The organism is Mannheimia granulomatis, from assembly GCF_011455695.1.
GTDB lineage: Bacteria > Pseudomonadota > Gammaproteobacteria > Enterobacterales > Pasteurellaceae > Mannheimia > Mannheimia granulomatis_A.
This window is the reverse complement of sequence record NZ_CP015030.1, coordinates 1,753,373-1,779,745: the sequence shown is the minus strand read 5'-3', so window position 1 is coordinate 1,779,745 and position 26,373 is coordinate 1,753,373. Positions and strand designations below refer to the sequence as shown.

The window sequence follows — 26,373 nt, the reverse complement described above, 5'->3', positions numbered from 1 at the left end:
GCTTAGGTGCATTTATGGCAAATTTACAGAATTTAACCCAGCAACTAATGTTACCCCAATTTGCATTTGGTTTAGTTGAAACCGCTTTTAATGCATTACTCAAACGTTCCCCTCACGTTGAGCCAAATTTGCGTAAATTATCGGGAAAAGTATTAAAAATTCAGTTAACATCGCCGAAAATTGCATTTTTTGTATTGTTTAACGAAGAGCGTACCGATTGGTTAGGTGTGTATGAGGATGAGGTAGATTGTTCGGTAGAACTAGCTTTTGAAACGCTACCGAAATTAGCTGATAAACAAAAGCTCACCGATTTAATCAATAATAAATCGCTCGTGCTAAACGGTGATATTCAGGTGTTACAGCATTTTACTGCACTTTTGGAACAGTTGGAAAAAAATCCGGCAGAGCTGCTTTCCCCGTTTGTGGGAGATGTAGTAGCACAAACCTCAACCGATTTCGCCAAAAAATTATTTCATAAAGCTAAGGCTCAATTTACGCAAAATAATCAACATTTAGTTGAGAATTTAATGCAAGAAAGACCGGTGTTGGTTCACCGTTTGCAAGCAGTGCATTTTTACGATCAAGTGGAAGAATTGGCACAACAAGCGGTCAAATTAGAGCAAAAATTTACTCACTACGTTCGCTCTTCGAGCCAGCAAGCTGATGCTCAAACGCAAGCATTTGTGCAAAATTAGGAACCATTAATGCAATTTAAAAATAGTCGTCGCCTTTACCAGATTATCCACACCTTTTTACGATACGGCATTGATGAGGTAATTTTGGACGTGCCTTTCACCCGCAAAGTGAAGTGGGGGCGTAAAGCGTTATTTTGGGTAAAAAATCAACATAAGGATAAAGAATATGGTGTGCGCTTGCGTTTGGCGTTGCAAGAGCTTGGACCTGTTTGGATTAAATTAGGGCAGATGCTTGCTACCCGCCGAGATCTTTTCGCCCCAGAGCTTGCCGATCAACTAGCCTTATTGCAAGATAAAGTGGAGCCGTTTGATGGCAAAATTGCCCGCCGGATTATGGAACAAGCCTTGGACGGTTCGCTTGAAACTTGGTTTGAGGATTTTGATGAAAATGCGTTGGCATCGGCTTCGATCGCTCAAGTTCATACGGCAAAATTCAATCAAAATCAACCACTTGCCGGCAAAGATGTGGTGTTGAAAGTAATTCGCCCGGGCATTGAACCTGTAATTAAATCTGACTTGGCATTAATGTACAAACTTGCCCGTTTGATTCCGAAATTATCCAATGACGGCAAACGGCTGCGTGCGGTTGAGGTGGTGCGAGAGTATGAAAAAACCATTTTAGACGAACTGGATTTGCTCAAAGAGATGAGTAATGCAATGCGTTTGCGTGGCAATTTTGAAAACAGCGAAATGTTGTATGTGCCGGAAATGTATCAAGCGTTTTGTCGTAAGAATCTGATTGTAATGGAACGTATTTACGGCATTCCAGTGTCGAATATTGCGGAGCTTGAAGCAAATGGTACCAATATGAAATTGCTGGCGGAGCGTGGTGTGCAGGTGTTTTTTACCCAAGTGTTCCGTGACAGTTTTTTCCATGCCGATATGCACGCCGGTAACATTTTCGTCAACCGTGAACATCCGCATAATCCACAATATATTGGTATTGACTGCGGCATTGTTGGTACTTTGAACCATAACGATAAACGCTATTTAGCGGAAAGTTTTGTTGCCTTTTTTAACCGAGATTATCGCCGTGTGGCACTAATGCACGTGGAATCGGGTTGGACACCGCCAGATACCGATATTGATAAATTCGAGCAGGCATTCCGTGAGGTATGTGAGCCGATTTTCGCCAAGCCTTTATCTGAGATTTCTTTTGGGCATGTTTTGCTGAATCTCTTTAATGTCGCTAGAGAATTTAATATGGAAGTGCAGCCGCAATTGGTGTTACTGCAAAAAACCTTACTTTATATTGAAGGCTTGGGTAGACAAGTTTATCCACAGCTCGATTTATGGCAAACGGCAAAACCGTTTTTGCAAAACTGGTTAAATGAGCAAGTGGGCGTAAAGGCGATGATCCGAGACATTAAGCAGCGTTTACCGCAATATCGGGAGCATTTTGCCGAATTCCCTGAAGCTGTATTTAAGGCACTCCAGCAGCAAAAGCAAATTAACTTTAGGCTGGCAGAAATTAATGAGAGTTTAAAAGTACAAAATGCAAGCAAGAACAGTCGCTTTATTGTTCTCTTGCTTTCAGTAACTGTGATCCTTGGCACATTTTGGAAATTTGAGTCTTTGCCTCTGTGGTTGAGTGTGCCATTATTGACCTTATTTCCTCTTACAGCGATTTTGAGTCAACGCAAATAAGCGGTCGTTTTTTAGGAATTTTTTGCAAAATCGCTTTTTTATATGTCAAAGTGACATATAATAAGCAAAGTTTTATTCACCCAACTAAAATGAAAGGAGTTTTTATGGGCGGTATTAGTATTTGGCAGCTTCTGATTGTAGTAGCAATCATTGTGTTACTTTTCGGAACAAAAAAATTACGTACTTTAGGTTCTGATTTAGGTGAATCAGTTAAGGGCTTTAAAAAAGCAATGTCTGATGAGAAAAAAGATGCAGGATTTGAGAATGTTGAAAAAGTTGAAGTGGTTGAAGTAAAAGAAAGAGTTTCAACAGAGCAACAAACTGTTGTAAAAGATAAAGAGCAGGTTTAATCCGTGTTTGATGTAGGTTTTTCTGAATTAGTATTGATTATGATTGTGGGCTTAGTGGTGCTAGGCCCCAAACGCATGCCGATTGCGATTCGCACCGTAATGGGCTGGATCAGTGCAATTCGAGGTTTAGCCGCAAATGTACAGAATGAACTGGCCCAAGAGCTGAAGCTGCAAGAGTTAAAAGAGAGTATTAAGAAAGCGGAGGAATTGAACATCGGTTCGCTTTCGCCTGAATTAAGCAAAACTGTTGAAGATTTAAAAATGTCGGCAACGCAATTGCAAGACTCTTTAAATTCTGCCAAAAATGACTTTGAGAATCAGGCAGCAGAAGTCAGTACTGCTGCAAAATTAACTGATGAGCAAGTTGCTGAGATCCAACAAAAAATTGAGCAGGAAAGCCAAGAATTAGAAGCGCAAGAATTGCAAAAAAATGCAAAAAATCAACCGCTTGATACTGATGGTTTGGATGCGCAATTAAATGTGGATAAAGCAGAAAACGAACTTTCTGCCGATGAAATTGCAGAGCATGCGGAGATGGACGAATCACTCCTGCAGCTTGAATCTTATTATCCACCGGATGATGATTTTGCAATGGTAGAGGCAGAGCAAAAATCGGAGGGGAAAAATGGCAGAAGTTGATGAATCCCAACCGCTGATCACCCATTTAATTGAGCTGAGAAATCGATTATTACGTTGCTTTTTATGCGTTTTAATCGTTTTTTGTACTCTGGTCTATTGGGCAAACGACATCTATACTTTACTAGCCACACCTTTAACCGATAATTTACCCGAAGGGGCAACGATGATTGCAACGAATGTTGCCACACCGTTTTTTACCCCGATTAAATTAACGATTGTTGTGTCGGTATTTCTGTCCGTTCCTTTTATTCTGTACCAAATTTGGGCGTTTGTTGCACCTGCGCTTTATAAGCAGGAAAAGCGTTTGGTTTATCCGCTGTTAGTTTCAAGTACTTTGTTATTTTATTGCGGTGTTGCGTTTGCCTATTACGTTGTATTCCCATTAGTGTTTGGTTTTCTAACTTCAACGGCTCCGGAAGGGGTAACAATGGCAACGGATATCAGCAGTTATCTTGATTTCGTTTTAACTATTTTTATGGCATTCGGTATCTGTTTTGAGGTGCCGGTAGCGATTATCTTGCTCTGCTGGTCTGGTGTAACCACACCGGAAGATTTAAAGGAAAAACGTCCGTATATTATCGTTGCTGCGTTTGTAATTGGTATGCTACTGACTCCACCGGATATTTTCTCTCAGACTCTATTGGCAATCCCAATGTGTTTGTTGTTTGAAGTAGGTGTGTTATGTGCCAAATTCTATCGGCCAAAAGATGATGAAGAACACTCAGAGCAGGCAGCACAATAATATTTTTACAAAGGCATAGCACCTGTGGCTGTGCCTTTATTATTTTAGGAAATTTAAAATGCAAGTGATTCAATCTCAATTCCCTTTACGTCGTATGCGTCGTTTACGCAAACATGATTTCAGCCGCCGTTTGGTAGCGGAAAATCAATTAACGGCAAATGATTTGATTTATCCTGTCTTTGTGATTGAAGGCGAAAATCAACGTGTGCAAGTACCTTCAATGCCAGGGGTGGAGCGATTAACTATCGATCAACTTTTACTTGAGGCAGCAGAATTAGTGAAATATGGTGTGCCTGCAGTGGCATTATTTCCTGTGGTTGGCGAGGAAAAAAAATCCTTAATGGCAGAAGAAGCGTACAATCTGGAAGGCTTGGTACAACGAGCGGTACGAGCATTAAAATCAGCTTATCCTGAATTGGGTGTGATTACCGATGTGGCATTAGATCCATTCACAACTCACGGGCAAGATGGCATTATTGATGAAACAGGCTATGTGTTGAATGATGTGACGACAGAAATATTGGTTAAACAAGCACTTTCTCATGCCCAAGCAGGTGCAGATATTGTTGCTCCAAGCGATATGATGGATGGGCGAATCGGGGAAATTCGTGAAGCGTTGGAAGCCAATGGGTTTGTTAATACTCAAATTATGGCGTATTCAGCTAAATATGCTTCTAACTATTATGGCCCTTTCCGTGATGCGGTAGGTTCAGCAGGTAACTTAAAAGGCGGTAATAAATATACTTACCAAGTTGATCCTGCCAATGGGAATGAAGGTTTACACGAAGTCGCAATGGATATTCAAGAAGGTGCCGATATGGTAATGGTAAAACCGGGAATGCCCTATTTGGATATGGTATGGCGTGTGAAAGAAAACTTCGGTGTGCCAACTTTTGCTTACCAAGTTTCTGGTGAATACGCGATGCACATGGCTGCCATTCAAAACGGTTGGCTAAAAGAGCGTGAATGTATTATGGAAGGCTTGCTCTGTTTTAAACGAGCAGGGGCGGATGGTATCTTAACCTACTTCGCTAAGCGTGCGGCAAAATGGTTGTATGAAGATGCTCAAGCTAAGTAAATTAAACTATTAAGTAAATACAACAAGCGGTCGTTTTTTCATAAAATTTTGCAAAATTTTAGCGAAAAATGACCTCTTGCTTTTTGGTTAAACTAAGTCAAACAGTAAAAATTCCATATCGCCTTGAGCTGCAATCTCCAGAGCAGTTTCTTGGCGAATGCCTAGAGCATCGCTGGTGTGTAGTTCCACCCCGTTTACGATTAAATTTCCTTTTACTACTTGTAACCAGTAGCTACGGTTTGCATCTAAGCTGATTTTATCGGCTTTAGCCGTTGGGTATTGGTAGCGCCATAATTTCATATCCTGATAAATTTTAAATGAGCCTGCTTCTGCATTTGGTGAAAGAATCAAAGTCGCTCCTTCTTTAGGCGCGAATTGGTCTTGGCTATAGCGAGGCGTAACATCCTTTTGGTTTGGAATAATCCAAATTTGATAAAGATGTAGGGTTTGCTCAGCATCTGGATTGACTTCTGAATGGAAAACTCCTGTACCTGCTGACATAATCTGAAATTCACCTGCCTTTACTTCAGTTTTATTGCCCATACTATCTTCATGTGCAACGCGGCCATTTAATACATAAGTTAAAATTTCCATATTATCGTGGGGATGTTTCCCAAAGCCATGATTGGGAGCTATAAAGTCCTCATTGATTACACGTAAATGTGAAAAATGAATGTGTTTCGGATCGTAATAATTTGCAAATGAAAAAGTATGGTAGCTCTCAAGCCAGTCAAAAGATCCATTGCCACGTTCGTTTGCTTTTCTAAGTTGTAACATAATCTATTCCTTATTTTGTGTTTGAATAGCGATATTCTACTTTATACTTAAAATTGATAAATAGGTTTTTAATAGATTGATTATTTCATTTTTTGAAATAATGTGGGCTTGATTTTTATGGGAAAATATATAGAATATTGCCCCCTTGAGTTCCCTTACCTCAAGTTCTGGTTTAACTAAAAAGGAGACAATATGAACCTTACAACTTATTTTTCGGATGAGAACAAACGTCGTTCTCTTATTTTACTTTCACTTTTTCACATTTTTATCATCGCAATCAGCAACTATTTAGTGCAAATTAGCTTTGAAGTTCAAGTGCCGTTTACGGAGTTGATGATCCCGACAACGTGGGGAACTTTAACATTTCCTTTTATTTTCTTGGCAACCGATTTAACTGTGCGTGTATTTGGTGCTGTGCTTGCCAGAAAAATTATTTTTGTGGTGATGTTTCCGGCATTGATTATTAGCTATGTGATTTCAGTCTTATTCTTTGAAACCCAATTTCAAGGATTTTCCGCATTAGCAGATTTTAATTTCTTTGTCTTTCGTATTGCATTAGCCAGTTTTGCTGCCTATTTGGTTGGGCAATTATTGGATGTATTTGTGTTTAATAGCTTACGGCAAGGCAAGCATTGGTGGCTTGCGCCAATGTGTTCAACCATTTTTGGTACTTTAATTGATACTTTCGTCTTTTTCGCTGTGGCGTTTCATGAAAGCAGTGATGAATATATGGCAGAGCATTGGTTTACTATTGGCTCTGTTGATTATGCTTTTAAACTCTTTGTAAGCCTTCTACTATTTTTACCGCTTTATGGTGTGATGTTAAATTTCATTATGAAGAAATTAGATTTGAAATAGAAATGTGAAGTGATGTTTGGGGATTATGCCGAAAAAGAGTATAATCCCCCTAATTTTTTTATAAGAGAAGCAAAAATGAAGAATATCCCGTTAAGAAATGAAGAAGAAATTCAAAAACTGCGTGAAGCCTGTAAATTAGCTTCAGATGTATTAGTGATGATTAAGCCTTATGTAAAAGAAGGAATGACTACCGGTGAATTAGATAAAATTTGCCACGATTATATTTTGCAAAATGGAGCAACTTCAGCCTGTTTAGGCTATCACGGCTTTCCCAAATCGGTTTGTATTTCTCTAAATGAAGTAGTTTGTCATGGTATTCCAAGTGATGATAAAAAACTGAAAAAGGGAGATATTTTAAATATTGATGTGACGGTCATTAAAGACGGCTACTATGGTGATAACTCAATGATGTATGTTGTAGGTGAGCCAAGTGTACGAGATCAGCGTTTAATGGATGTTACGCTTGAGTCTCTTTATATCGGTATTCGTACGGTAAAAGCCGGCATTCGATTGAAAGAAATTGGCACAGCGATTCAAAAATATGTGGAAAAAGAAGGTTTCTCAGTGGTACGTGAATATTGTGGCCATGGAATAGGCTCAGAATTCCACTGCGAGCCACAAGTAGTTCACTACGCAGCAGATGATGGTGGTGTGGTACTCAAAGAAGGTATGGTCTTTACTATTGAACCAATGGTTAATGCAGGGAAGAAAGAAGTTCGCTTAATGGGTGATGGCTGGACGGTGAAAACTAAGGATAGAAGCCATTCGGCACAATATGAACATCAAATTGTAGTCACTAAAGAAGGCTGTGAAGTACTGACCATTCGTGATGAGGAAATTGAGTCCGGGTGTATTTCTCGTATTATGAAAAATAGCTAACTTGTAAATTTTTAGCGAAAAATAACCGCTTGTAAGGCGGTGCAAAAAGGGATTAAGTGAAAGCTTAATCCCTTTTGTATGTCTATTCAGCCATTATTTTGAGTGTGCTTTTTTCACCCAGATTACAGAAATGGTAAATGCCACTACGAATGAAATCGCCATACCGACAGAATACATCGCAAGGCTATCCGGTTTGATTGACGGAATCCCTAAGAAGCCTGCGGCACCTAATGCTTGTGCTTTTACATTAAAGAAAGCGATAAATGCACTGGATAAGCCCGAGCCTATCATCGCCGCGATAAAGGCTTGGCGGTAGCGTAAGTTCACCCCAAACATGGCAGGCTCAGTGATGCCTAATAATGCAGAGATACCGGAAGGCACCGCTAAACCACGCACTTTGGCATCTTTTAACGCAAATGCTACACCTAAGCAGGCTGCACCTTGTGCAATGTTAGACATTGCCGCGATTGGGAAGATGAAAGTACCGCCTGAAATCGCCATATTGGTGAGTAATTGGGTTTCCACCGCGATAAAGGTTTGGTGCATACCTGTGATAACAATTGGGGCATAGAATGTCCCGAACACACCGCCACCGATAAAGCCTAAAGTATCGTACAACCAAGTTAAACCATGAGTGATTAAATCACCTGCTTGGCGACCGATTGGGCCGATAATTGTGAACGCTAACACACCTGCGATAAACAACGAGAACATTGGGGTAACCAAGTTATCCAAATAGCTTGGCACGAAACGGCGGAAAGTTTTTTCAAGTGTTGCCAACACCCAAGCAGAGACAATAGTTGGAATGACCGTACCTTGATAGCCCACTTTCTCAATTTCTAAACCTAACACATTCCAATATTTAATGTTGCCTTCCATTAAGGTTTTCGCATAGTTCCAGCCATCAGCCAATGCCGGGTGAACTAATAACATACCAAGTGCTGCACCTAAGAACGGATTACCGCCGAATTTACGGGTTGCAGAGAAACCCAGTAGCACCGGTAAGAATACGAATGGTGCGTTGGCAATAGTGTTAATGAAATCTACTAAATCCGCAATTGCCGGATAACGGCTGACAACAGATTCTCCTTCCCAGAAAAATCCAACAGAGGTGAGCATCGAGTGGATACCCATTAAAAGACCGCCCGCCACGATAGCAGGAATAATTGGCACGAAAATATCCGCTAAACCTTTTACTAAACGTTGTAGTAATGGTTGATTTGCTGCACCGGCTGCTGCCACATCAGAAGTAGACATATCGCCAATACCCATCTGTTTTTGCATTTCGGCATGCACGCTGTTTACTGTGCCTGAACCGAAGATAATTTGGTATTGACCGGAAGTTGAGAATTGACCTTTTACGCCTTCGATGTTTTCAATACCTTCTTTATCTACTTTACTTTCATCTGCAAGAGTTAAACGAAGTCTGGTTGCACAATGTGCAAGAGTTGTGATGTTGTCTTTGCCACCTAATTTGGCAATCGTCTGTTCAGCGATTTTTGAAAAATTCATAGTAATTACCTTTAATATCAGAATTGAACAGTTGCATTTTAACTAAAACGGTTTAGCTAACAAGAGGAATATGAGAAATATTTTCAAAATTGTTAACTAGATCACATTTTTTATCTTCAATGATTTTGCCGGAGGAAATCGTTAGCACTCTGTCAAACAGAAATCGGCTCTCTTCTAGTTGGTGGGTTACCATTAAAAGTGTTAACTGACGACTTTGGCAAATCTCTTTTACAATCTGCTGTAGTTCCTCTCTTCGTTTAGGATCAAGGGCAGAGAAGGGTTCGTCTAATAATAAAATCGGCTTATCTCTTAATAAAGTGCGGGCGAGAGCAACACGTTGTTTTTGTCCGCCCGAGAGTTGGTCTGCTCGACGGTTTAAATAGTCGGCAATTCCCATTTGGCTTGCAATATTTTTGATCTCAGCTTTTTGTATGGTATTGAGTGATAAGCTAGGAGTTAAGGCTAAACCGATATTTTGTTCTACGCTCAAATGCGGGAAGACATTGTTATCTTGAAACAGCATAGAAACTGGGCGTGCGGCTACCTCGGTATTGGTGTGGTTTTCTCCATTTAAAAACAGCTCGCCTTTTTCGGCTTTTTCAAAGCCGGCAATTAAATTAAGCAAGGTGCTTTTACCTGCGCCACTTTCGCCTACTATGGCAATTTTTTCCCCCTTTTCTGCCATAAGTTGAAAATGCATATTCATTTGTTCATAGGTAAAGTGAAGATCAAGTCTGATCATGTTTTATCCTTTATAAATAAAAATGGAAGTAATGCGAATAACATGAGTACCAAAGCAGTGACAGCGGCATCTTCGATACGGTAGCTACCAAGCTGTTGGTAGAGTAGGTAAGGTAGAGAACTAAAATCTTGATTACCAAAAAATGCAATAACGGCAAAACTACCTAAACTTGATGACATCGCGAGTGCAAAGGCACCGGTAAGCGGTTGAATAAGGTAATTTTTTTCCACAATCCACCAACGAGTAATTCCTGTTAGGCCTAAACTTTGGGCTAACTTATCATGTGAGGTTAAGCTATTCCACAGGGCGGAAAAAATTGCCGGATAGATAAAAGGGAGTAAGGTTAAGCCATTACAGATTCCCACCAGAATAAATAATTCTTGGGTAGTGAGATCGCTGTTCATCAATAAAATAAATAAGCCAACAGAGAGTAAGAATATGGGCAGTAAGAGAGGATAAATTGCCACGCTGCCTAAAATGCTGTAGCGAAATGTTGCTTTTGTATAAAGCTGTTGTCGAGTTTCGAGAGCAATAATATAGCTGACACCCACCGCAAAAACAGCGGAAATCAAGCTGAGCCCTAAGGAGAATTGAATGGCTTTCCATAATTCCGGCTTAAGCAAACGCTCACTAAGATGAGAAACAGAAATACCTGACCAAAAAACGGCTGCAAGCGGTAGAATTATTGCAAAACTTTGCAAAAAAATGACCGCTTGTAGCCACAGTTTACTAAGCCCTGTTGGAGTTGGTTTCCAAATATCTATGCGGTTTGGTTGTTGGTTTAATTGTTTTAATGTATTGATAGAAACCGCATGCATGATGAGTTGTAAGCATAGACCTAAAATAAATTGTACAGCGATTAAAATGACAGCTTTTGCAAAGTCAAACTCAAAAGTAACCGCTTGATAAATAGCCACTTCCAGTGTGCTGTATTTTGGGCTGCCACCGAGCATTAATACGATTGGAAAGCTGGTAAAGCAGACCAAAAATACAGTCATAAACATATAGGGTAAGAGTGTTTTAATAACAGGTAGCTCGACAATTCGGATAAATTGCCAGCCTTTTAAATTGAGCTGGGCAGCGAGTTGAAAGCGATTACTTGGAATTAATGCTAACCCGTTGAAATAATATTTCATGACCAATGGAATATTAAACAGACAGTGAGCAATTAAGATTCCTTGTAAACCATATAAATTAAATTGCCAGTTTATACCTAGTAGGTGGCAGATTTGTACCAGCCAGCCGGCATTTCCTAAAATACCGATTACGGCAAAAATGATCACAAGTGAGGGTAAAGCCCAAACGAAAGAGATGATTTTGTAGAGTAAATGTTTACCTTTAAACTCTAAATAGAAAAATGATCTTGCTAATATGCTGCCCAAAAAGAGTGAAAAAATAGCAGAGAGGGCAGCTTGAAGCCCGCTATAGGTGAGAATATGAAGAATATCATTAACATCAATTAAGGTGGTGTTTTGATGATATTGTATCAAGGCCCATAAACTGAACGAATATAGTGCAATAATACTAAAGTAGGTAAACCATGCCGTTGTTTTGGTTAGCGTTCTAAGCATATTGCTCCAAATTCGAATAGATAAGTAAAGAATATCGTTTAAATTATTGTAACATTTACTTCAGACTGTATGCTAGAATCTTGATATTTGGCAAATTTTTTTTAATTTAGCTTAAAAAACATTCTTTTGATGATACTGAACCGACAAGTTTTTGTGCTTTTTAAGATGTTTTTAGTTTTAATTTGTAGTAAAGTTGCGGACATTAAATTCTAAATTGGTTTGATAAACCCAAATTTTTTTAACTTTCAATATTAAGAGGAATATTTTATGTACTCAAAAGACGTTGTAATTACAGCTCCTAATGGTTTACACACTCGCCCTGCGGCTGAGTTTGTGAAGGCAGCTAAAGGTTTTACTTCTGATATTACGGTTACCTCTGGCGGTAAAAGTGCCAGTGCAAAAAGTTTATTCAAACTGCAAACATTAGGTTTAACTCAGGGGACAACAATCACAATTTCTGCTGATGGCGAAGATGAGCAAAAAGCAGTTGATTTCTTAGTAGATTTGATTCCTACCTTAGAATAATTTTTCTAGTCTCGGATTAAGATTTATGTAACTTTATCGTGGATTACTACCGCGATAAAGTTTTTGCTATGCAACATCCAGATGGTTTTAAGCCGTCTCAAATAAGGACACAATTATGATTACAGGTATCGCAGCCTCCCCAGGTGCAGTATTTGGTAAGGCTTTAGTTCTAAAAGAAGAGCCGATTGTACTTAACACTCGTAAAATTACCGAAAGTGAAATTGAAGCTGAAAAAGCAAAATTCTTTGAAGGGCGTACAAAAGCCGCAACTCAATTAACTGTCATTAAAGAAAAAGCACGCCGTACGTTGGGTGAAGAAAAAGAGGCTATTTTCGAAGGTCATTTGATGATCTTAGAAGATGAGGAGCTTGAAGAAGAAATTTTAAGCTACCTTGCTGAGAACTTAGTCACCGCTGATGTTGCTGCAAGTAAAGTGATTGAAATGCAAGCGTCAATGTTGGCTGAAATTGATGATGAATATTTAAAAGAACGTGCGGGCGATATTCGTGATATTGGAAATCGTTTAGTACGTAATATTTTGAATATGCACATTGTTGATTTAGGCGATATTCAAGATGAAGTCATTTTAGTTGCTTATGATTTAACTCCTTCCGAAACGGCACAATTAAATTTAGATAAAGTATTAGGTTTTGTAACCGATATTGGTGGCCGCACTTCTCACACTTCTATTATGGCTCGTTCATTAGAGCTTCCTGCAATTGTTGGTACAAATAATGTTACCTCATTAGTCAAAACAGGTGATCTGCTTATTTTAGACGCAGTAAACAATGAAGTGCATTTAAACCCTTCAGAAGCAGAAATTACTGAATTTAAAGTATTACAAGAGAAACTGAGTGCAGAAAAAGCAGAACTTGCCAAATTGAAAGAGCTTCCGGCGCAAACTTTAGACGGACACAAAGTGGATGTTGCAGGTAATATCGGGACGATCCGTGATATTGAGGGTGTTCTGCGTAATGGTGGCGAAGCAGTTGGTTTATACCGTACCGAATTCCTATTTATGGATCGTGCTCAATTACCCGGCGAAGAAGAACAGTTCCAAGCTTATAAAGAAATTGTAGAAGCGATGGGTAATAATTTAGTGATTCTTCGTACGATGGATATCGGTGGTGATAAAGAGTTACCATACTTGGATTTACCAAAAGAAATGAACCCGTTCTTAGGTTGGCGTGCGGTGCGTATCGGTTTCACTCGTCGTGAAATTCTAGATACACAATTGCGTGCGGTATTACGTGCTTCTGCGTTTGGTAATTTAGCCGTTATGTTCCCGATGATTATTTCGGTTGAAGAAATTCGTTTATTAAAATCAATTGTAGCGGAATTAAAAGATCAATTACGTGCTGAAGGCCATGCTTTTGATGAAGATCTGAAACTCGGTATTATGGTAGAAACACCATCTGCTGCAGTGAATGCGCGTCATCTAGCAAAAGAGGTTGATTTCTTTAGTATCGGCACAAATGATTTAACTCAGTACACTTTAGCGGTTGATCGTGGTAATGAAATTATTGCTCACTTATATAATCCGTTAAGCCCATCAGTATTAAATTTAATCAAACAAGTTATCGACGCTTCACATGCTGAGGGCAAATGGACTGGTATGTGTGGTGAGTTAGCAGGTGATGTGCGTGCAACAGCATTATTACTTGGTATGGGTTTAGACGAGTTTAGTATGAGCGGTATTTCTGTCCCTCATGTGAAAAAATTGATTCGTTCGATTAATTTTGCTGATGCTAAGGCATTAGCCGACGAGGCGTTAGCTCAACCGACCTCAGCAGATATTGAGCGTTTAGTAAACGATTTTTATCAAAAATTAAACTAATTTTAATTATTTAGCATACAAAAGCGGAATTCTCGTATAAAATATATGGGGATTCTGTATCTAATATCTGAGGAGATTTTAAGATGGGTTTATTTGATAAATTATTTGGCTCAAAGCAAAAAGCAGGTAAAAACATTCAAATTTATTCACCATTAAGCGGTGAAATTGTAAATATTGAAGATGTGCCTGATGTGGTTTTTTCTGAAAAAATCGTAGGTGATGGTGTAGCCATTCGTCCTTCAGGTGATACTATTGTTGCACCTGTAAATGGTACTATTGGTAAGATTTTTGAAACAAACCACGCATTCTCAATTGAATCAGAAGATGGCGTAGAATTATTTGTACACTTCGGTATTGATACAGTTGAATTAAAAGGTGAAGGCTTCTCTCGTGTTGCTCAAGAAGGTCAAACAGTAAAAGTGGGTGACCCGGTCATTAAATTTGATTTAGAATTGCTTGAAGGTAAAGCAAAATCTGTATTAACACCAATCGTAATTTCTAATATGGATGAAATTACCAACCTGGCTAAGAACAACGGTCAAGTTGTTGCAGGCGAAAGTGTTGTGTTAACATTGACTAAGTAATAAAAGGCTATAGAGTTAAGCCACGATATTCAATATCGTGGCTTTTTTGTTTGTATCCTTTTTAAGTAATATCAGATTTATGAAGATTATTTCTAGATAAAAAATAGGCAACAATGTAAAATACCTCACAATTTTGCGTAAAGAGTTTATGTTTTAATTTAAAATAGTAAATTGCTTTACGCTTTTCTTTTCTAATTTATTGATATATTTATTATTTTTAAGACTATGGCTAAATTACATATTACCACTTGGGGCTGTCAAATGAACGAGTATGACTCGTCTAAAATGGCGGATCTCCTCAATTCTACTCACGGTTTTGAACTGACTGAAAATCCGGAAGATGCAGATGTTTTACTTTTAAACACCTGCTCGATTCGTGAAAAAGCACAGGAAAAAGTGTTTTCACAACTGGGACGTTGGAAAAACTGGAAGAAAACCAAGCCTAATCTGATTATTGGTGTTGGTGGCTGTGTGGCTTCTCAAGAGGGGGAGCATATTCGTGATCGCGCACCTTATGTTGATATTGTATTCGGACCACAAACTTTGCACCGTTTGCCTGAGATGATTAACCAAATTCGTGGCGGTAAAAGCTCAATCGTGGATATTTCTTTCCCGGAAATCGAAAAATTTGACCGCTTGCCAGAGCCAAAAGCTGAAGGCCCAACTGCCTTTGTGTCGATTATGGAAGGCTGTAACAAATATTGCTCATTCTGTGTTGTACCTTACACACGTGGTGAAGAAGTGTCTCGTCCGGTTGACGATGTATTATTTGAAATTGCCCAATTAGCAGCTCAAGGCGTACGTGAAGTGAATTTACTCGGTCAAAATGTGAATGCTTATCGTGGCGAAACCTTTGATGGTGGTATTTGCACCTTTGCGGAATTATTACGTTTAGTCGCGGCAATTGATGGCATTGACCGTTTACGTTACACCACCAGCCATCCGATTGAATTTACTGATGATATTATCGAAGTTTACCGTGATACGCCTGAACTTGTGAGCTTCTTACATTTACCGATTCAAAGTGGATCGGATCGTGTTTTAACCATGATGAAACGTAACCATACTGCACTGGAATATAAAGCGATTATCCGTAAATTGCGTGAAGTTCGACCTGAAATTCAAATCAGCTCAGACTTTATCGTTGGCTTCCCGGGCGAAACAGCGGAAGATTTTGAGCAGACAATGAAAATCATTGAGCAAGTTAACTTTGATATGAGCTTTAGCTTTATTTATTCTGCTCGCCCTGGTACGCCGGCTGCAGACTTGCCAGATGATGTTTCAGATGATGAGAAAAAAGAGCGTTTAGCACGTTTACAGCAACGTATTAACCATCAAGCTATGCAGTTCAGCCGAGCGATGTTAGGAACAGAGCAGCGTATTTTGGTAGAGGGCCCATCGAAAAAAGATTTAATGGAGCTTACTGGTAGAACCGAAACCAATCGTGTGGTGAATTTTGTCGGCACCCCGGATATGATTGGTAAATTCGTAGATGTGAAAATTACCGATGTTTACACTAACTCACTACGTGGTGAGGTAATTCGCACCGAAGCAGAAATGGGCTTACGTGTTGTCGAATCAGCCGAAAGTGTTATTGCCCGTACACGTAAAGAAGATGATTTAGGTGTAGGTAAGTATGTGGTGAATTTGTAAAAAATTTCCTAAAAATGACCGCTTGTGTAATGCAAGCGGTCATTTTATTAGGAAAATATGCAGAATTAATCCGTAAAAAAATGAATGATTTTTGTCATAATCTGTATTTCACTCAGAGGGAGAATCGGTTAGTATAATGGCTGTAGCTAAATCGTTTTAGCTAATGGTTAAATAAATTAAAAGAGATAAAATTATGAGCAAAATTTGGGTAACCGGTGATGCGGTTGTTGATTTAATTCCGGATGGCGAAAATCACTATTTAAAATGTGCCGGTGGTGCTCCTGCTAATGTAGCAGTGGGAGTTTCCCGCTTAGGCGTTGAGGCAGGCTTTATTGGTAGAGTAGGAAACGATCCGCTCGGTCAATTTATGCGGGATGTTTTAGCTTCGGAAAAGGTCTCAACCGACAATATGATTTTAGACAATGAGCAGCGTACATCCACCGTAGTTGTTGGTTTAGATAATGGCGAGCGTAGCTTTACTTTTATGGTAAATCCAAGTGCCGACCAATTTTTGCAAGTAGAAGATTTACCTGAATTTCAGCAGGGGGATTTTTTGCACTGTTGCTCCATTGCATTGCTCAACAATCCCTCACGCTCTACCACTATTGAAGCCATTCGTCGTGTGAAAAATGCTAATGGATTTGTTTCCTTCGATCCAAATTTACGTGAATCACTTTGGAAAAGTGCTGATGAGATGAAAACAGTGGTCAATTCTGTAGTCGCAATGGCAGATATTCTGAAATTCTCTGAAGAAGAATTAACACTACTGACTGACACTGCAACCATTGAGCAAGCGATTCAGAACATTACTGAACAATATCCGGAAAAATTAATTATCATCACTTTAGGTAAGGATGGCGCGATTTATCACTTAAACGGTAATAGCAAGCATGTTGCCGGTAAAGCGTTGAAACCTGTAGATACTACCGGTGCCGGAGATGCCTTTGTCAGTGGCTTGCTAGCCGGTCTTGCACAGGCTCAAGATTGGAAAAATGAGGCGGTATTAGTTGATGTTATTCGCAAAGCCAATGCATCTGGTGCTTTGGCTACGACAGCGAAAGGTGCAATGTCAGCATTACCGAATAAGGCTCAGCTAGAGGCGTTTTTAGCCGAGTAACTCTTCATACAGGAACCCCCTATGCACATTTTCAATAACGGTAAATACAAAAACCTACACGCCCAAAGCGAGGGTGAATTAAACGCTATTCACCAAACTGTACTTTCTGATTCTGATTTTTATCCAACCTATCACCTCGCTCCTGAAACCGGGCTGTTTAACGATCCTAACGGTTTAATTTTTGACGGCGAAAAATACCATATTTTTGCTCAATGGTTCCCTTACGGCGCATTGCATGGTATGAAGCATTGGCAGCATTTTATGACCAAAGATTTCCAAACTTTTGAAAAAGGTGAAGTGTTGATTCCCGATGAACTGTTTGAATCGCACGGCTGTTATTCGGGTGGGGCGATTTTATGGCAAGATAAGATTGTTGCGTTTTACACAGGCAATACTCGTCGCCAGTCTGATAATGCACGGGTTCCACACCAAAATATTGCGATTTTTGATAAATCAGGAAAACTGTTGGAAAAACGTTGCATTATTAATCAGCCACCGCAAGGATATACCGAACACGTTCGTGATCCGAAACCTTACATTACCTGTGATGGTAAAATTCGTTTTGTACTCGGTGCGCAGCGTGACAATCTCAGCGGTACAGCGTTGATTTATGAGATGGATAATTTGGAGGATACGCCACGTTTAATCGGCGAGTTGGCGGTACAAGATTTCGATAATAGCCACGTGTTTATGTGGGAATGTCCCGATTTATTCCGTCTTGATGAAAAAGATCTGTTTGTCTGGTCACCTCAGGGGAAATTGCGTGAAAGTCATCAATTCCAAAATAATTACCACGCCACTTATGCTCTGGGTAAATTAGAGGGCAACAGCTTGGTTGCGGAGCATATCGAAGAGCTTGACTATGGCTTTGATTTCTATGCTCCGCAAACGGTAGAAAACAGCAATCGCATTATGTTTGGCTGGGTAGGCTTGCCGGATTTAACTTATCCGACTGACCGTTTTCAATGGCATTCTATGTTAACTTTACCTCGCAAGTTATCTCTTAAAAATGGCAAAGTAGTGCAGCGGCCGCTCGTACAGTTAAATGATTTACAAGCGGTCGATATTTCGGAAAACTTTGCAAGTTTGAATTTGGATACGGCCTATTTGCAAATTTCTGTGGAAAATCAACCGCTTGTATTAGATTTCTTTACCAATGACAAAGGGCAGAAACTGACGATGCGTTTTGAAAACGGCGTATTTAGTTTAGATCGCAGCCAAAGTGAGCAAACGGAATTAATGGAAAAGTTTGGCTCGGTTCGTCATTGTAAGTTAAAGAAATTAGAGGCAATTGAGATTTTCTTTGATCGCTCCATTGTGGAAATTTTCCTCAATGGTGGTGAAAAAGTGCTTACTTCACGCTTTTTTATCGCCAATCGTAAAAATATCGTCAAAGCTTCACGTTTAGTTCGGGCAAAAGTAGCAAATATCGCCGCAATTAGCGTAAAATAAAAGGAGGCAGAACTGCATCCGATGTAGAAGGAGATAAGTGTGAATAAAAAACGCTTAACGCTAAGCGATATTGCGAAATTAAGCGGAGTGTCAAAAACAACGGCTAGCATGATTTTAAACGGGCGTGGCGATGATTTTAGAATAAAGCCCGAGACTTGCCAGAAAGTCAAGGATATTGCGAAAAAATACGGCTATCGAGCCAACGTCTATGCCAAAGCTTTACAAGCGAAGCAGACCAATGTTATCGGGCTGGTCATTCCTGATTTTACCAACTATGGCTTTGCTTTAACTGCGAAATCTTTAGAACGTTTATGTCGTGATAACGGGCTGCAGCTTGTAATTGCTTGCTCGGATGATAATCCGGAGCAAGAGAAAAAAGCGATAGAGCAGTTATTGGATAGACGGGTGGATGTGTTACTAACTGCTCCTACTCATAACGACCCGACTTACTACCACAATGTGGTGCAATATGCACCTATGTTGCACTTAGACCGCTATATCTCGGAGCTTAATATCCCTTCTATTACCAGCAATGATACGGAGAGTATCAGTATGTTGGTTGAAAATATTGTAAGAGCTTATCAACCTAAAGAGTTTTTTTATTTAGGTGGGCAACTATCACTTTCTCCTAGTCAAAACCGCCTCAAAGGTTTTCTTGAGGGATTAGCTCAATCTCATCTGGCGATAGAAGAAAATTGGATTTTGCATAAAGATTACCAGCCTGAGTCTGGTTATCAAATGTTTGCACAAATGGTTGAAAAACTAGGCAGATTACCGGAAGCAGTTTTTACAGCATCTTTTACTCTACTAGAAGGGGGGATGCGTTATTTAACCGAACATAAACAGATAGATAAATTAATTACCCAAGAGTTACATTTAGCAACTTTTGATGATCATCATCTATTAAATGCACTACCGTTTCACATTCATTCTATCCAGCAAGATCATGACAAAATTGCACAGCATGCCTTTTTATTGATTCAACAAAAATTAGCCGGTAAAAAAGTAGAAAGTGTGAAGGTAGATTGTGAAATTTTATGGCGAAAATCAATTTAAAGGAAAGTTATGGCACATTTTTACGAATATTTAGAATTTAACAGCGATGAGGATCGAGAAAATCAACTTGAGGTTTATGTTGATGTCAAACTTGAGCCACGAACCGAGGACAAATTAAAAGCGTTGGCAGTGCAAGGTGATTACTTGATTCTGGCGGAGCCGCATTGCCCGGATTGTGTGGAAGTGGTGGCATATTTTCAACGAATGGCAAAGCTGAATCCGAATATTAAGGTGAAATATATTTCCCAAAAACAGAGCCAAGAACGCCAATATTTTGAAAGTGAAGGGCAACAACAAGCGGTCATTTCTGTTCAAAAAATTCCAAGTATTTTTGATCTTCGTGATGGCAAAACAGAATTAGTGCTTTCCGAATTTCCCCAATTTCTAAAAGAAAAAATGAAGGAAGCGCCTGAATTGGTTGAAGAACTGATCGCTGATTTTCGCCGCGGAGAATTTGGAAAAGAGGTAGAAGCAGAGTTACTCTCGATATTCACTAAATAAATTTGCACAAATCCCCGCAACTTAATTGCGGAATTTGCTTAATTTCTGTATAATCTGCAATCTTTTTTATAAATAAAAAAACGTATATATCTTTGGAGTAAACTATGGCTCGTGTAACCGTACAAGAAGCAGCAGAGAAAATTGGCAACCGTTTCGATTTAATCTTAATCGCCGCACGTCGTGCAAGACAATTACAACTTCACACACGTGAGCCACTTGTGCCTGAAGAAAATGATAAACCAACTGTGATTGCATTGCGTGAGATTGAAGAAGGTTTAATTACAACTGCTATCATGGACCAACTTGAAAATCATGATTCTATTCAGCAAGAAGCCGCTGAGCAAGAAGCGATTTCATTTTTAACCGAAATGACGAATGAGTAATTGATTTTTTAATTTATAGAGAATGGACAATTGGGTCTGCAAGCGGTAGGATTTTCCTAAAAATTTGCAAATTCATTGTCCATTTTTGTTTCTGTATTGAGGTATACCGTGTATCTTTTTGAACCTTTAGATCGAATTATTCAGGGCTACTTACCGCCTGAGCAAATTGAACGTGTAAAACGAGCTTATGTGATTGCCCGTGATGCACATGAAGGACAAACACGCTCAAGTGGTGAGCCTTATATTACGCACCCGGTTGCGGTAGCGTCGATTATTGCTGAGATGAAATTAGATCATGAAGCAGTGATTGCCGCATTATTGCATGATGTGATTGAAGATACGCCTTATACAGAAGAAGAACTTGCAGCAGAATTTGGTCAGAGTGTGGCAGATATCGTGCAAGGAGTCTCTAAGTTAGATAAATTGAAGTTCCGCACCCGCCAAGAAGCTGAGGTTGCTAACTTTCGTAAAATGATTTTGGCGATGACCAAAGATATTCGTGTAGTATTAATCAAACTTGCCGACCGTACACATAATATGCGTACCTTAGGAGCATTGCGCCCGGATAAACGCCGCCGTATTGCTAAAGAAACTTTGGAAATTTATAGCCCGCTTGCTCACCGTTTAGGGATTGAACATATTAAAAATGAATTAGAAGATCTCGGATTTGAGGCAATGCATCCACAGCGTTATCGCGTATTAAAAATGGCAATTGCTAATGCCAGAGGTCATCGTAAAGAATTGATTCAGCGCATTTCCGATGAAATTAAAGAGCGTTTAGAAGACGTGAGCATTGAGGCTCGTGTTTATGGGCGTGAAAAGCATCTCTATTCGATTTATCAAAAAATGCGGCAGAAAGATCAGCATTTCCATTCAATTTTAGATATTTATGCTTTCCGAGTAGTGGTAGGGAATATTGATAACTGCTACCGTGTTTTAGGGCAAATGCACGCCCTTTATAAGCCACGCCCAAAACGGGTGAAAGATTATATCGCTGTACCGAAACCGAACGGCTATCAGTCATTGCATACGTCGATGATTGGCCCACACGGTGTACCTGTTGAGGTGCAAATTCGTACTGAAGATATGGATAAAATGGCGGATATGGGGGTGGCCGCACACTGGCGTTATAAAGAAGGCGAGGCACATCATAACACTACCGTGCAAGTTAAAGCACAGCAATGGTTGCAAAGTATTGTGGAGTTACAAAATAGTGCAGGTAACTCCGTAGAGTTTATTGAAAGTGTGAAGTCAGATCTATTCTCTGATGATATTTATGTATTCACACCAAAAGGACGTATTGTTGAGTTACCGGCAAATGCTACTGCAATTGATTTTGCTTATGCGGTTCACTCAGGAATTGGGGATCGCTGTGTAGCGGCGATTGTCGATCGTAATCCATACCCGCTTTCAGAACCGCTTCGCACAGGGCAAACTATTGAGATTATTACCGAACAAGGTAAACGCCCAAATGCTTCTTGGCTTAATTTTGTCGTAAGTGGTAAGGCAAGAGCTAAGATTCGTCAAGCATTGAAGAATCAGCAACATGATGAAGCCATCGCATTGGGTCGCCGCCAGTTAATACGAGCAATGAATTTACGCTCTTTGGATGATTTAAAACCAGAGGTTATTCAAACAGTATTAGATGAACTACGCTTGCCGACTTTCGAGGATTTATTGGCAGAAATTGGTTTAGGTAACCAAATGAGCAACGTCATTGCACAGCGTCTATTAGGCGAACCTTTGTTAATTGATACCGACGGTGATCCGCAAAACAATCAACCACTGGCAATTGAAGGGGTGGAAAATCGCTTAATTAGCTTTGCGAAATGTTGTTTACCTGTACCGGGTGATGAGATTATCGCCTATGTTAGTTCAGGTAAAGGTTTGGTTGTGCACAATACACATTGCTCAAATGTAAAAGATTATGCAACAAATCAAAGTCAGTATTTGCCGGTTGTGTGGGAAGTGGCAAAAGAGAATGCAATTAAGTTTGAGGCGGAAATCGTGCTGGATATCATTAATGAGCCTGGGGTTCTTGCCGGCATTACCTCAACTCTTGCTAAAATGAACAGCAATATCGGCAGTATTAGCAGTGAGGCAAGAGATGGCAATGTTTATCAGGTGAGAATTCAGATTTCCGTACTGGATAAAACGCATTTCGATGCTATTTTACGCAAGCTTGGCGGCGTAAGCGGTGTAGTGAAAGCGACCCGTAAATAAAAATAGATACTTAAAAAATAAACTGCACCCCAAAAGTTAGGCTGAATTCTAGCGTATGAAGGTGCAGATTTTTTTATCCGAAAATATTGAAATAACAAGCGGTCTATTTTGAGGAAATTTTTGCAAATCCCAAAATTGAGCCAAGGCAGAAAATAGAAGCAATATAATAGAATTAGTTATAATATTGGGATTTAAATCGTTATTTTAGAAGAGAGAAAGATGAAAGAAAGATCACCCATTATTGGTTTGGTTGCTGGTGAAATTTCGGGAGATATTCTCGGTGCCGGCTTAATTAATGCCTTGAAGTTACATTATCCAAATGCACGATTTGTTGGGGTGGCTGGGCCGCAAATGTTGAATGCCGGCTGTGAAACGCTATTTGATATGGAAGAGCTTTCCGTTATGGGTTTGGCTGAAGTGGTTAAACATCTTCCCCGTTTACTAAAACGTCGCCAGCAAGTGATTGATGAGATGATCAAATTAAAGCCTGATGTCTTTATTGGCATTGATGCACCGGATTTTAATCTAACAGTGGAAGAAAAATTAAAAGCAAACGGTATTAAAACCATTCATTATGTAAGCCCATCGGTATGGGCGTGGCGTCAAAAGCGAGTGTTTAAAATTGCCAGAGCAACTCATTTGGTACTGGCGTTCTTACCGTTTGAAAAAGCGTTTTATGATAAATTTAATGTCCCTTGCCGCTTTATCGGACATACTATGGCTGATGCTATCCCGCTCAACCCCAGCCGTGCCGAAGCTTGTTCATTATTAAATATTGATGAGTCCAAGCGCTATATGGCAATTTTAGCCGGAAGCCGTGGTAGTGAAATTGGTTTTCTGGCAGAGCCTTTCTTGAAGGCTGCTCAAATTTTAAAACAGCGTTTTTCGGATCTGCAATTTTTAGTGCCGATGGTCAATGAAAAGCGAATTGAGCAATTTAAAGCTATTAAAGCACAAGTGGCCCCGGAGTTAGAGTTACATATTTTTCAAGGTAAGGCTCGTCAGGCAATGATTGCCGCTGAATGTACTTTGTTAGCTTCAGGCACTGCTGCATTAGAGGCGATGTTGTGCAAATCCCCAATGGTTGTGGGATATAAGATGAAGCCACTCACTTATTGGCTGGCAAAAAAATTAGTCAAGACCGATTATATCTCTTTACCGAATTTATTGGCAAAAGAGTTATTGGTACCGGAGTTAATTCAAGAAGAATGTAATCCGGAGAATTTGGCTTTGCATTTAAGTCCTTTTTTAGCGGATGATGAAGCAAGTCGAACGCAGAAAGCCTTTTTAAAACAGCGATTTGGTGAGTTACATCAACAACTTCAATGTAACGCCGATAAACAGGCAGCACAAGCTGTAATCGATGTGTTAAATGATAAAACAAGCGGTCATTTTTAACGAATTTTTTGCAAATAGGAGATGTTATGTGGAAAGAAGTTTTACTTAATTACGGGATTTTTTTATTAGAGTTATTAACAATCTTCGGCATTATTGCGGTCGTTATTATGCTGATTTTAGAGTCTAAAAAACAGACTGAAAACGGCACGATTGCTATCACTAATTTAACTGAAAAATATAAAGAACAACAAAAATCCCTCTCTGATTTTTTCTTAAGTGAAGCTGAGCTTAAGCATAAAGAAAAAGAAGCGAAGAAAGCGGAAAAAGAGAAAGTAAAAGCCGAGAAACAGCGATTAAAAGAGGGAGAAAGTATAGACGCTAAGCCTCGTTTATTTGTGCTGAATTTTAACGGTGATATGATGGCTCATGGGGTGAATGCTTTACGTCAAGAGATTGATGCGGTGATTAGTCTTGCAAATCCACAGAAAGATGAAGTGTTGCTGAAATTAGAAAGCCCGGGCGGCGTTGTGCATGGTTACGGACTAGCGGCTTCACAATTACAACGTTTGCGAGATCGTAATATTCCCTTAATTGCTGCGGTGGATAAAGTCGCGGCAAGTGGGGGATATATGATGGCATGTGTGGCAAATAAAATTGTTTCTGCTCCTTTTGCCGTTATTGGTTCTGTCGGTGTGGTGGCTCAAGTGCCGAATATTCATCGTTTCCTGAAAAAACACGATATTGATGTAGATGTGATGACTGCCGGAGAATATAAACGTACCGTGACCTTAGTGGGCGAAAATACCGAAAAAGGGAAACAAAAATTCCAACAGGAATTAGAAGAAACGCATTTACTGTTCAAGCAATTTGTAGCTCAAAATCGTCCGCAATTAGAGATTGAAAAAGTAGCAACCGGAGAGCATTGGTTTGGCAAACAGGCGATTGAGCTGAATTTGGTCGATGAAATTTCGACCAGTGATGATCTGATTTTACAGGCAATTTATGAAAAAGAAGTGATTGAGCTGAAATATAAAGAGAAGAAAAATCTGACTCAGCGTTTAGGCTCTCAACTTGAACAGTCTGCGGAAAATTTATTAACCAAGATTTTAAATAAAAGCCGCTCAACTATGATGTAAGGTGGTATAAAAAAGCAGCTTCTAATGAATTAGAAGCTGCTTTATTTTTTGAAGTGTTTACAACTATACTAGCCCAGTATGGTGGTTTTCTTCCACCACAAAACAAGCAATGCGAGAGCCGTCTTTATAGGTTTTCAATTCCGGCTGGCTTGCTCGACATAAATCAGTTGCAAAGCGGCAGCGAGCATTGAAGGCACAGCCTTTTGGTGGATTTAACGGGCTTGGTAGCTCACCGGTAAGCTTAATACGTTCACGGCGTTGTTCCGGATTTAAGCGTGGTGTGGCTGAAAGCAGCGCTTGCGTATAAGGATGGCGTGGGTTATTAAAAATCGTTTTCGTCTCTCCTTGTTCGACACAACGACCTAAATACATCACCATCACTTCATCGGCAATATGTTCAACCACCGATAAATCATGGGAAATAAAGACATAAGATAGCCCCATTTCCTCTTGGAGATCCATCATTAAATTTAGCACTTGAGCTCGTACAGACACATCTAACGCGGAAACAGGCTCATCAGCAACCACAATATCAGGTTGTAGCATTAAGCCACGAGCAATCGCAATACGCTGGCGTTGCCCACCGGAGAACATATGTGGATAACGGTCATAAAATTCCGGCTTTAAACCTACTTTTGCCATCATTTCCAACACACGTGCTTTACGTTCTTTGGCAGATAAATCCGTATTAATCAGTAGTGGCTCTTCTAAAATTGCCCCAACCTTTTTACGGGGATTTAGCGAGCTATACGGATTTTGGAACACAATTTGAATTTTTTTACGACGTAGTTGTGCAGTCTCTTTATCATCTACCAAGAAATTTTGTCCTTTATAGAACAACTCCCCTTCAGTTGGGCTTTCAATCATTGTGAGCATTCGCCCCAGCGTTGATTTACCACAGCCGGATTCGCCTACAATAGCTAATGTTTTACCACGCTCAAGCGTGAATGACACACCATCCACTGCTTTGACGGTTTTAGGTTTGGCAAACATCCCTTTTTTGACAGGATAGTATTTTTTCAAATTGATCGCATCGAGAAGCGGTGCGTTTTTATCATTTTTTTGCAAATCGCCCATG

At 39.7% G+C, this 26,373-nt stretch carries 25 protein-coding genes; 20 read left to right on the top strand and 5 right to left on the bottom strand.

What is annotated here, in order from left to right; genetic code table 11:
- The first annotated feature begins 14 nt into the window (after window positions 1-14).
- The 6 genes from A4G16_RS08595 to hemB all read left to right on the top strand — a co-directional run bounded on the left by A4G16_RS08595 (window position 15) and on the right by hemB (window position 5,151).
- Window positions 15-695: a ubiquinone biosynthesis accessory factor UbiJ gene (locus tag A4G16_RS08595; protein WP_165889528.1), complete on the top strand. Its 681-nt coding sequence runs from the start codon at window positions 15-17 to the stop codon at window positions 693-695.
- A 9-nt stretch (window positions 696-704) separates the two neighbouring features.
- On the top strand, window positions 705-2,342 hold the full coding sequence (gene ubiB, locus A4G16_RS08590) for a ubiquinone biosynthesis regulatory protein kinase UbiB (RefSeq protein WP_165889527.1): 1,638 nt from the start codon (window positions 705-707) through the stop codon (window positions 2,340-2,342).
- Window positions 2,343-2,446: 104 nt separating this feature from the next.
- Window positions 2,447-2,692, top strand: a complete 246-nt coding sequence (gene tatA, locus A4G16_RS08585; RefSeq protein ID WP_165889526.1) for a Sec-independent protein translocase subunit TatA — start codon at window positions 2,447-2,449, stop codon at window positions 2,690-2,692.
- 3 nt (window positions 2,693-2,695) lie between these two features.
- Window positions 2,696-3,331, top strand: a complete 636-nt coding sequence (tatB, locus tag A4G16_RS08580; protein ID WP_165889525.1) for a Sec-independent protein translocase protein TatB — start codon at window positions 2,696-2,698, stop codon at window positions 3,329-3,331.
- Window positions 3,318-4,073, top strand: coding sequence for a twin-arginine translocase subunit TatC (gene tatC, locus A4G16_RS08575; RefSeq protein WP_027073603.1), 756 nt, complete (start codon window positions 3,318-3,320; stop codon window positions 4,071-4,073). Before tatB ends, tatC begins: the two co-directional genes overlap by 14 nt.
- A gap of 58 nt (window positions 4,074-4,131) precedes the next feature.
- Window positions 4,132-5,151 (top strand): porphobilinogen synthase, encoded by a 1,020-nt coding sequence (hemB, locus tag A4G16_RS08570; protein ID WP_165889524.1) that lies wholly within the window; start codon window positions 4,132-4,134, stop codon window positions 5,149-5,151.
- A gap of 87 nt (window positions 5,152-5,238) precedes the next feature.
- Here the strand turns inward: hemB and A4G16_RS08565 are convergent, their stop codons facing one another.
- Complete coding sequence (locus A4G16_RS08565; protein WP_165889523.1) at window positions 5,239-5,928, bottom strand: pirin family protein; 690 nt, start codon at window positions 5,926-5,928, stop codon at window positions 5,239-5,241.
- Between the two features lie 192 nt (window positions 5,929-6,120).
- Between A4G16_RS08565 and A4G16_RS08560 the strand changes: the two genes are divergently transcribed.
- Together A4G16_RS08560 and map are read left to right on the top strand one after the other, a co-directional pair.
- The gene (locus A4G16_RS08560; protein WP_027073606.1) at window positions 6,121-6,786 is read left to right on the top strand and encodes a 7-cyano-7-deazaguanine/7-aminomethyl-7-deazaguanine transporter; all 666 of its coding nucleotides are present in this window, start codon (window positions 6,121-6,123) and stop codon (window positions 6,784-6,786) included.
- 75 nt (window positions 6,787-6,861) lie between these two features.
- The gene (map, locus tag A4G16_RS08555; RefSeq protein WP_165889522.1) at window positions 6,862-7,665 is read left to right on the top strand and encodes a type I methionyl aminopeptidase; all 804 of its coding nucleotides are present in this window, start codon (window positions 6,862-6,864) and stop codon (window positions 7,663-7,665) included.
- Window positions 7,666-7,758: 93 nt separating this feature from the next.
- Here the strand turns inward: map and A4G16_RS08550 are convergent, their stop codons facing one another.
- Genes A4G16_RS08550 through thiP form a run of 3 tightly spaced genes read right to left on the bottom strand, consistent with a single transcriptional unit; the run spans window position 7,759 to window position 11,490 of the window.
- Window positions 7,759-9,177 carry a sucrose-specific PTS transporter subunit IIBC gene (locus A4G16_RS08550; RefSeq protein ID WP_165889521.1) on the bottom strand — a complete coding sequence of 473 codons (1,419 nt, stop codon included), beginning with the start codon at window positions 9,175-9,177 and terminating at the stop codon, window positions 7,759-7,761.
- A gap of 52 nt (window positions 9,178-9,229) precedes the next feature.
- A complete protein-coding gene (thiQ, locus tag A4G16_RS08545) occupies window positions 9,230-9,919 on the bottom strand; it encodes a thiamine ABC transporter ATP-binding protein (protein WP_165889520.1) in 690 nt (229 codons plus the stop codon).
- Entirely contained in the window at window positions 9,916-11,490 is a 1,575-nt protein-coding gene (thiP, locus tag A4G16_RS08540) for a thiamine/thiamine pyrophosphate ABC transporter permease ThiP (RefSeq protein ID WP_165889519.1), read from the bottom strand. The genes thiQ and thiP overlap by 4 nt, the downstream gene beginning before the upstream one ends.
- A 267-nt stretch (window positions 11,491-11,757) precedes the next feature.
- On the opposite strand from thiP, the gene ptsH reads away from it, so the two are divergent.
- From ptsH to sohB, 12 genes are all read left to right on the top strand, one after another.
- Window positions 11,758-12,015 (top strand): phosphocarrier protein Hpr, encoded by a 258-nt coding sequence (gene ptsH, locus A4G16_RS08535; protein ID WP_165889518.1) that lies wholly within the window; start codon window positions 11,758-11,760, stop codon window positions 12,013-12,015.
- A gap of 115 nt (window positions 12,016-12,130) precedes the next feature.
- A complete protein-coding gene (gene ptsI, locus A4G16_RS08530) occupies window positions 12,131-13,852 on the top strand; it encodes a phosphoenolpyruvate-protein phosphotransferase PtsI (RefSeq protein ID WP_165889517.1) in 1,722 nt (573 codons plus the stop codon).
- A gap of 83 nt (window positions 13,853-13,935) precedes the next feature.
- On the top strand, window positions 13,936-14,436 hold the full coding sequence (gene crr, locus A4G16_RS08525; protein WP_027073613.1) for a PTS glucose transporter subunit IIA: 501 nt from the start codon (window positions 13,936-13,938) through the stop codon (window positions 14,434-14,436).
- A gap of 225 nt (window positions 14,437-14,661) precedes the next feature.
- Entirely contained in the window at window positions 14,662-16,089 is a 1,428-nt protein-coding gene (miaB, locus tag A4G16_RS08520) for a tRNA (N6-isopentenyl adenosine(37)-C2)-methylthiotransferase MiaB (protein WP_165889516.1), read from the top strand.
- Window positions 16,090-16,282: 193 nt separating this feature from the next.
- The gene (locus A4G16_RS08515; RefSeq protein ID WP_165889515.1) at window positions 16,283-17,206 is read left to right on the top strand and encodes an aminoimidazole riboside kinase; all 924 of its coding nucleotides are present in this window, start codon (window positions 16,283-16,285) and stop codon (window positions 17,204-17,206) included.
- A 21-nt stretch (window positions 17,207-17,227) separates the two neighbouring features.
- Window positions 17,228-18,658: a glycoside hydrolase family 32 protein gene (locus A4G16_RS08510; RefSeq protein ID WP_165889514.1), complete on the top strand. Its 1,431-nt coding sequence runs from the start codon at window positions 17,228-17,230 to the stop codon at window positions 18,656-18,658.
- Between the two features lie 39 nt (window positions 18,659-18,697).
- The gene (locus tag A4G16_RS08505) at window positions 18,698-19,714 is read left to right on the top strand and encodes a substrate-binding domain-containing protein (RefSeq protein ID WP_165889513.1); all 1,017 of its coding nucleotides are present in this window, start codon (window positions 18,698-18,700) and stop codon (window positions 19,712-19,714) included.
- Window positions 19,715-19,723: 9 nt separating this feature from the next.
- A complete protein-coding gene (locus A4G16_RS08500; RefSeq protein ID WP_165889512.1) occupies window positions 19,724-20,215 on the top strand; it encodes a thioredoxin family protein in 492 nt (163 codons plus the stop codon).
- 104 nt (window positions 20,216-20,319) lie between these two features.
- Window positions 20,320-20,598, top strand: coding sequence for a DNA-directed RNA polymerase subunit omega (gene rpoZ / locus A4G16_RS08495; protein ID WP_027073619.1), 279 nt, complete (start codon window positions 20,320-20,322; stop codon window positions 20,596-20,598).
- 108 nt (window positions 20,599-20,706) lie between these two features.
- Entirely contained in the window at window positions 20,707-22,821 is a 2,115-nt protein-coding gene (gene spoT / locus A4G16_RS08490; protein WP_165889511.1) for a bifunctional GTP diphosphokinase/guanosine-3',5'-bis pyrophosphate 3'-pyrophosphohydrolase, read from the top strand.
- Window positions 22,822-23,040: 219 nt separating this feature from the next.
- Window positions 23,041-24,219 carry a lipid-A-disaccharide synthase gene (gene lpxB / locus A4G16_RS08485; protein ID WP_165889510.1) on the top strand — a complete coding sequence of 393 codons (1,179 nt, stop codon included), beginning with the start codon at window positions 23,041-23,043 and terminating at the stop codon, window positions 24,217-24,219.
- Between the two features lie 26 nt (window positions 24,220-24,245).
- On the top strand, window positions 24,246-25,295 hold the full coding sequence (sohB, locus tag A4G16_RS08480; protein ID WP_165889509.1) for a protease SohB: 1,050 nt from the start codon (window positions 24,246-24,248) through the stop codon (window positions 25,293-25,295).
- Window positions 25,296-25,358: 63 nt separating this feature from the next.
- Here the strand turns inward: sohB and A4G16_RS08475 are convergent, their stop codons facing one another.
- Entirely contained in the window at window positions 25,359-26,372 is a 1,014-nt protein-coding gene (locus A4G16_RS08475; protein ID WP_165889508.1) for a peptide ABC transporter ATP-binding protein, read from the bottom strand.
- Window position 26,373: the final 1 nt, after the last annotated feature.

Coding starts and splice junctions, on each gene's coding strand:
- sohB (WP_165889509.1), top strand. CDS start 24,246: ATGTGGAAAGAAGTTTTACTTAATTACGGGATTTTTTTATTAGAGTTA.
- A4G16_RS08560 (WP_027073606.1), top strand. CDS start 6,121: ATGAACCTTACAACTTATTTTTCGGATGAGAACAAACGTCGTTCTCTT.
- rpoZ (WP_027073619.1), top strand. CDS start 20,320: ATGGCTCGTGTAACCGTACAAGAAGCAGCAGAGAAAATTGGCAACCGT.
- A4G16_RS08510 (WP_165889514.1), top strand. CDS start 17,228: ATGCACATTTTCAATAACGGTAAATACAAAAACCTACACGCCCAAAGC.
- ubiB (WP_165889527.1), top strand. CDS start 705: ATGCAATTTAAAAATAGTCGTCGCCTTTACCAGATTATCCACACCTTT.
- crr (WP_027073613.1), top strand. CDS start 13,936: ATGGGTTTATTTGATAAATTATTTGGCTCAAAGCAAAAAGCAGGTAAA.
- thiQ (WP_165889520.1), bottom strand. CDS start 9,919: ATGATCAGACTTGATCTTCACTTTACCTATGAACAAATGAATATGCAT.
- A4G16_RS08475 (WP_165889508.1), bottom strand. CDS start 26,372: ATGGGCGATTTGCAAAAAAATGATAAAAACGCACCGCTTCTCGATGCG.
- A4G16_RS08500 (WP_165889512.1), top strand. CDS start 19,724: ATGGCACATTTTTACGAATATTTAGAATTTAACAGCGATGAGGATCGA.
- A4G16_RS08550 (WP_165889521.1), bottom strand. CDS start 9,177: ATGAATTTTTCAAAAATCGCTGAACAGACGATTGCCAAATTAGGTGGC.
- A4G16_RS08565 (WP_165889523.1), bottom strand. CDS start 5,928: ATGTTACAACTTAGAAAAGCAAACGAACGTGGCAATGGATCTTTTGAC.
- miaB (WP_165889516.1), top strand. CDS start 14,662: ATGGCTAAATTACATATTACCACTTGGGGCTGTCAAATGAACGAGTAT.
- hemB (WP_165889524.1), top strand. CDS start 4,132: ATGCAAGTGATTCAATCTCAATTCCCTTTACGTCGTATGCGTCGTTTA.
- tatC (WP_027073603.1), top strand. CDS start 3,318: ATGGCAGAAGTTGATGAATCCCAACCGCTGATCACCCATTTAATTGAG.
- A4G16_RS08595 (WP_165889528.1), top strand. CDS start 15: ATGGCAAATTTACAGAATTTAACCCAGCAACTAATGTTACCCCAATTT.
- map (WP_165889522.1), top strand. CDS start 6,862: ATGAAGAATATCCCGTTAAGAAATGAAGAAGAAATTCAAAAACTGCGT.
- ptsH (WP_165889518.1), top strand. CDS start 11,758: ATGTACTCAAAAGACGTTGTAATTACAGCTCCTAATGGTTTACACACT.
- tatA (WP_165889526.1), top strand. CDS start 2,447: ATGGGCGGTATTAGTATTTGGCAGCTTCTGATTGTAGTAGCAATCATT.
- lpxB (WP_165889510.1), top strand. CDS start 23,041: ATGAAAGAAAGATCACCCATTATTGGTTTGGTTGCTGGTGAAATTTCG.
- thiP (WP_165889519.1), bottom strand. CDS start 11,490: ATGCTTAGAACGCTAACCAAAACAACGGCATGGTTTACCTACTTTAGT.
- A4G16_RS08515 (WP_165889515.1), top strand. CDS start 16,283: ATGAGCAAAATTTGGGTAACCGGTGATGCGGTTGTTGATTTAATTCCG.
- ptsI (WP_165889517.1), top strand. CDS start 12,131: ATGATTACAGGTATCGCAGCCTCCCCAGGTGCAGTATTTGGTAAGGCT.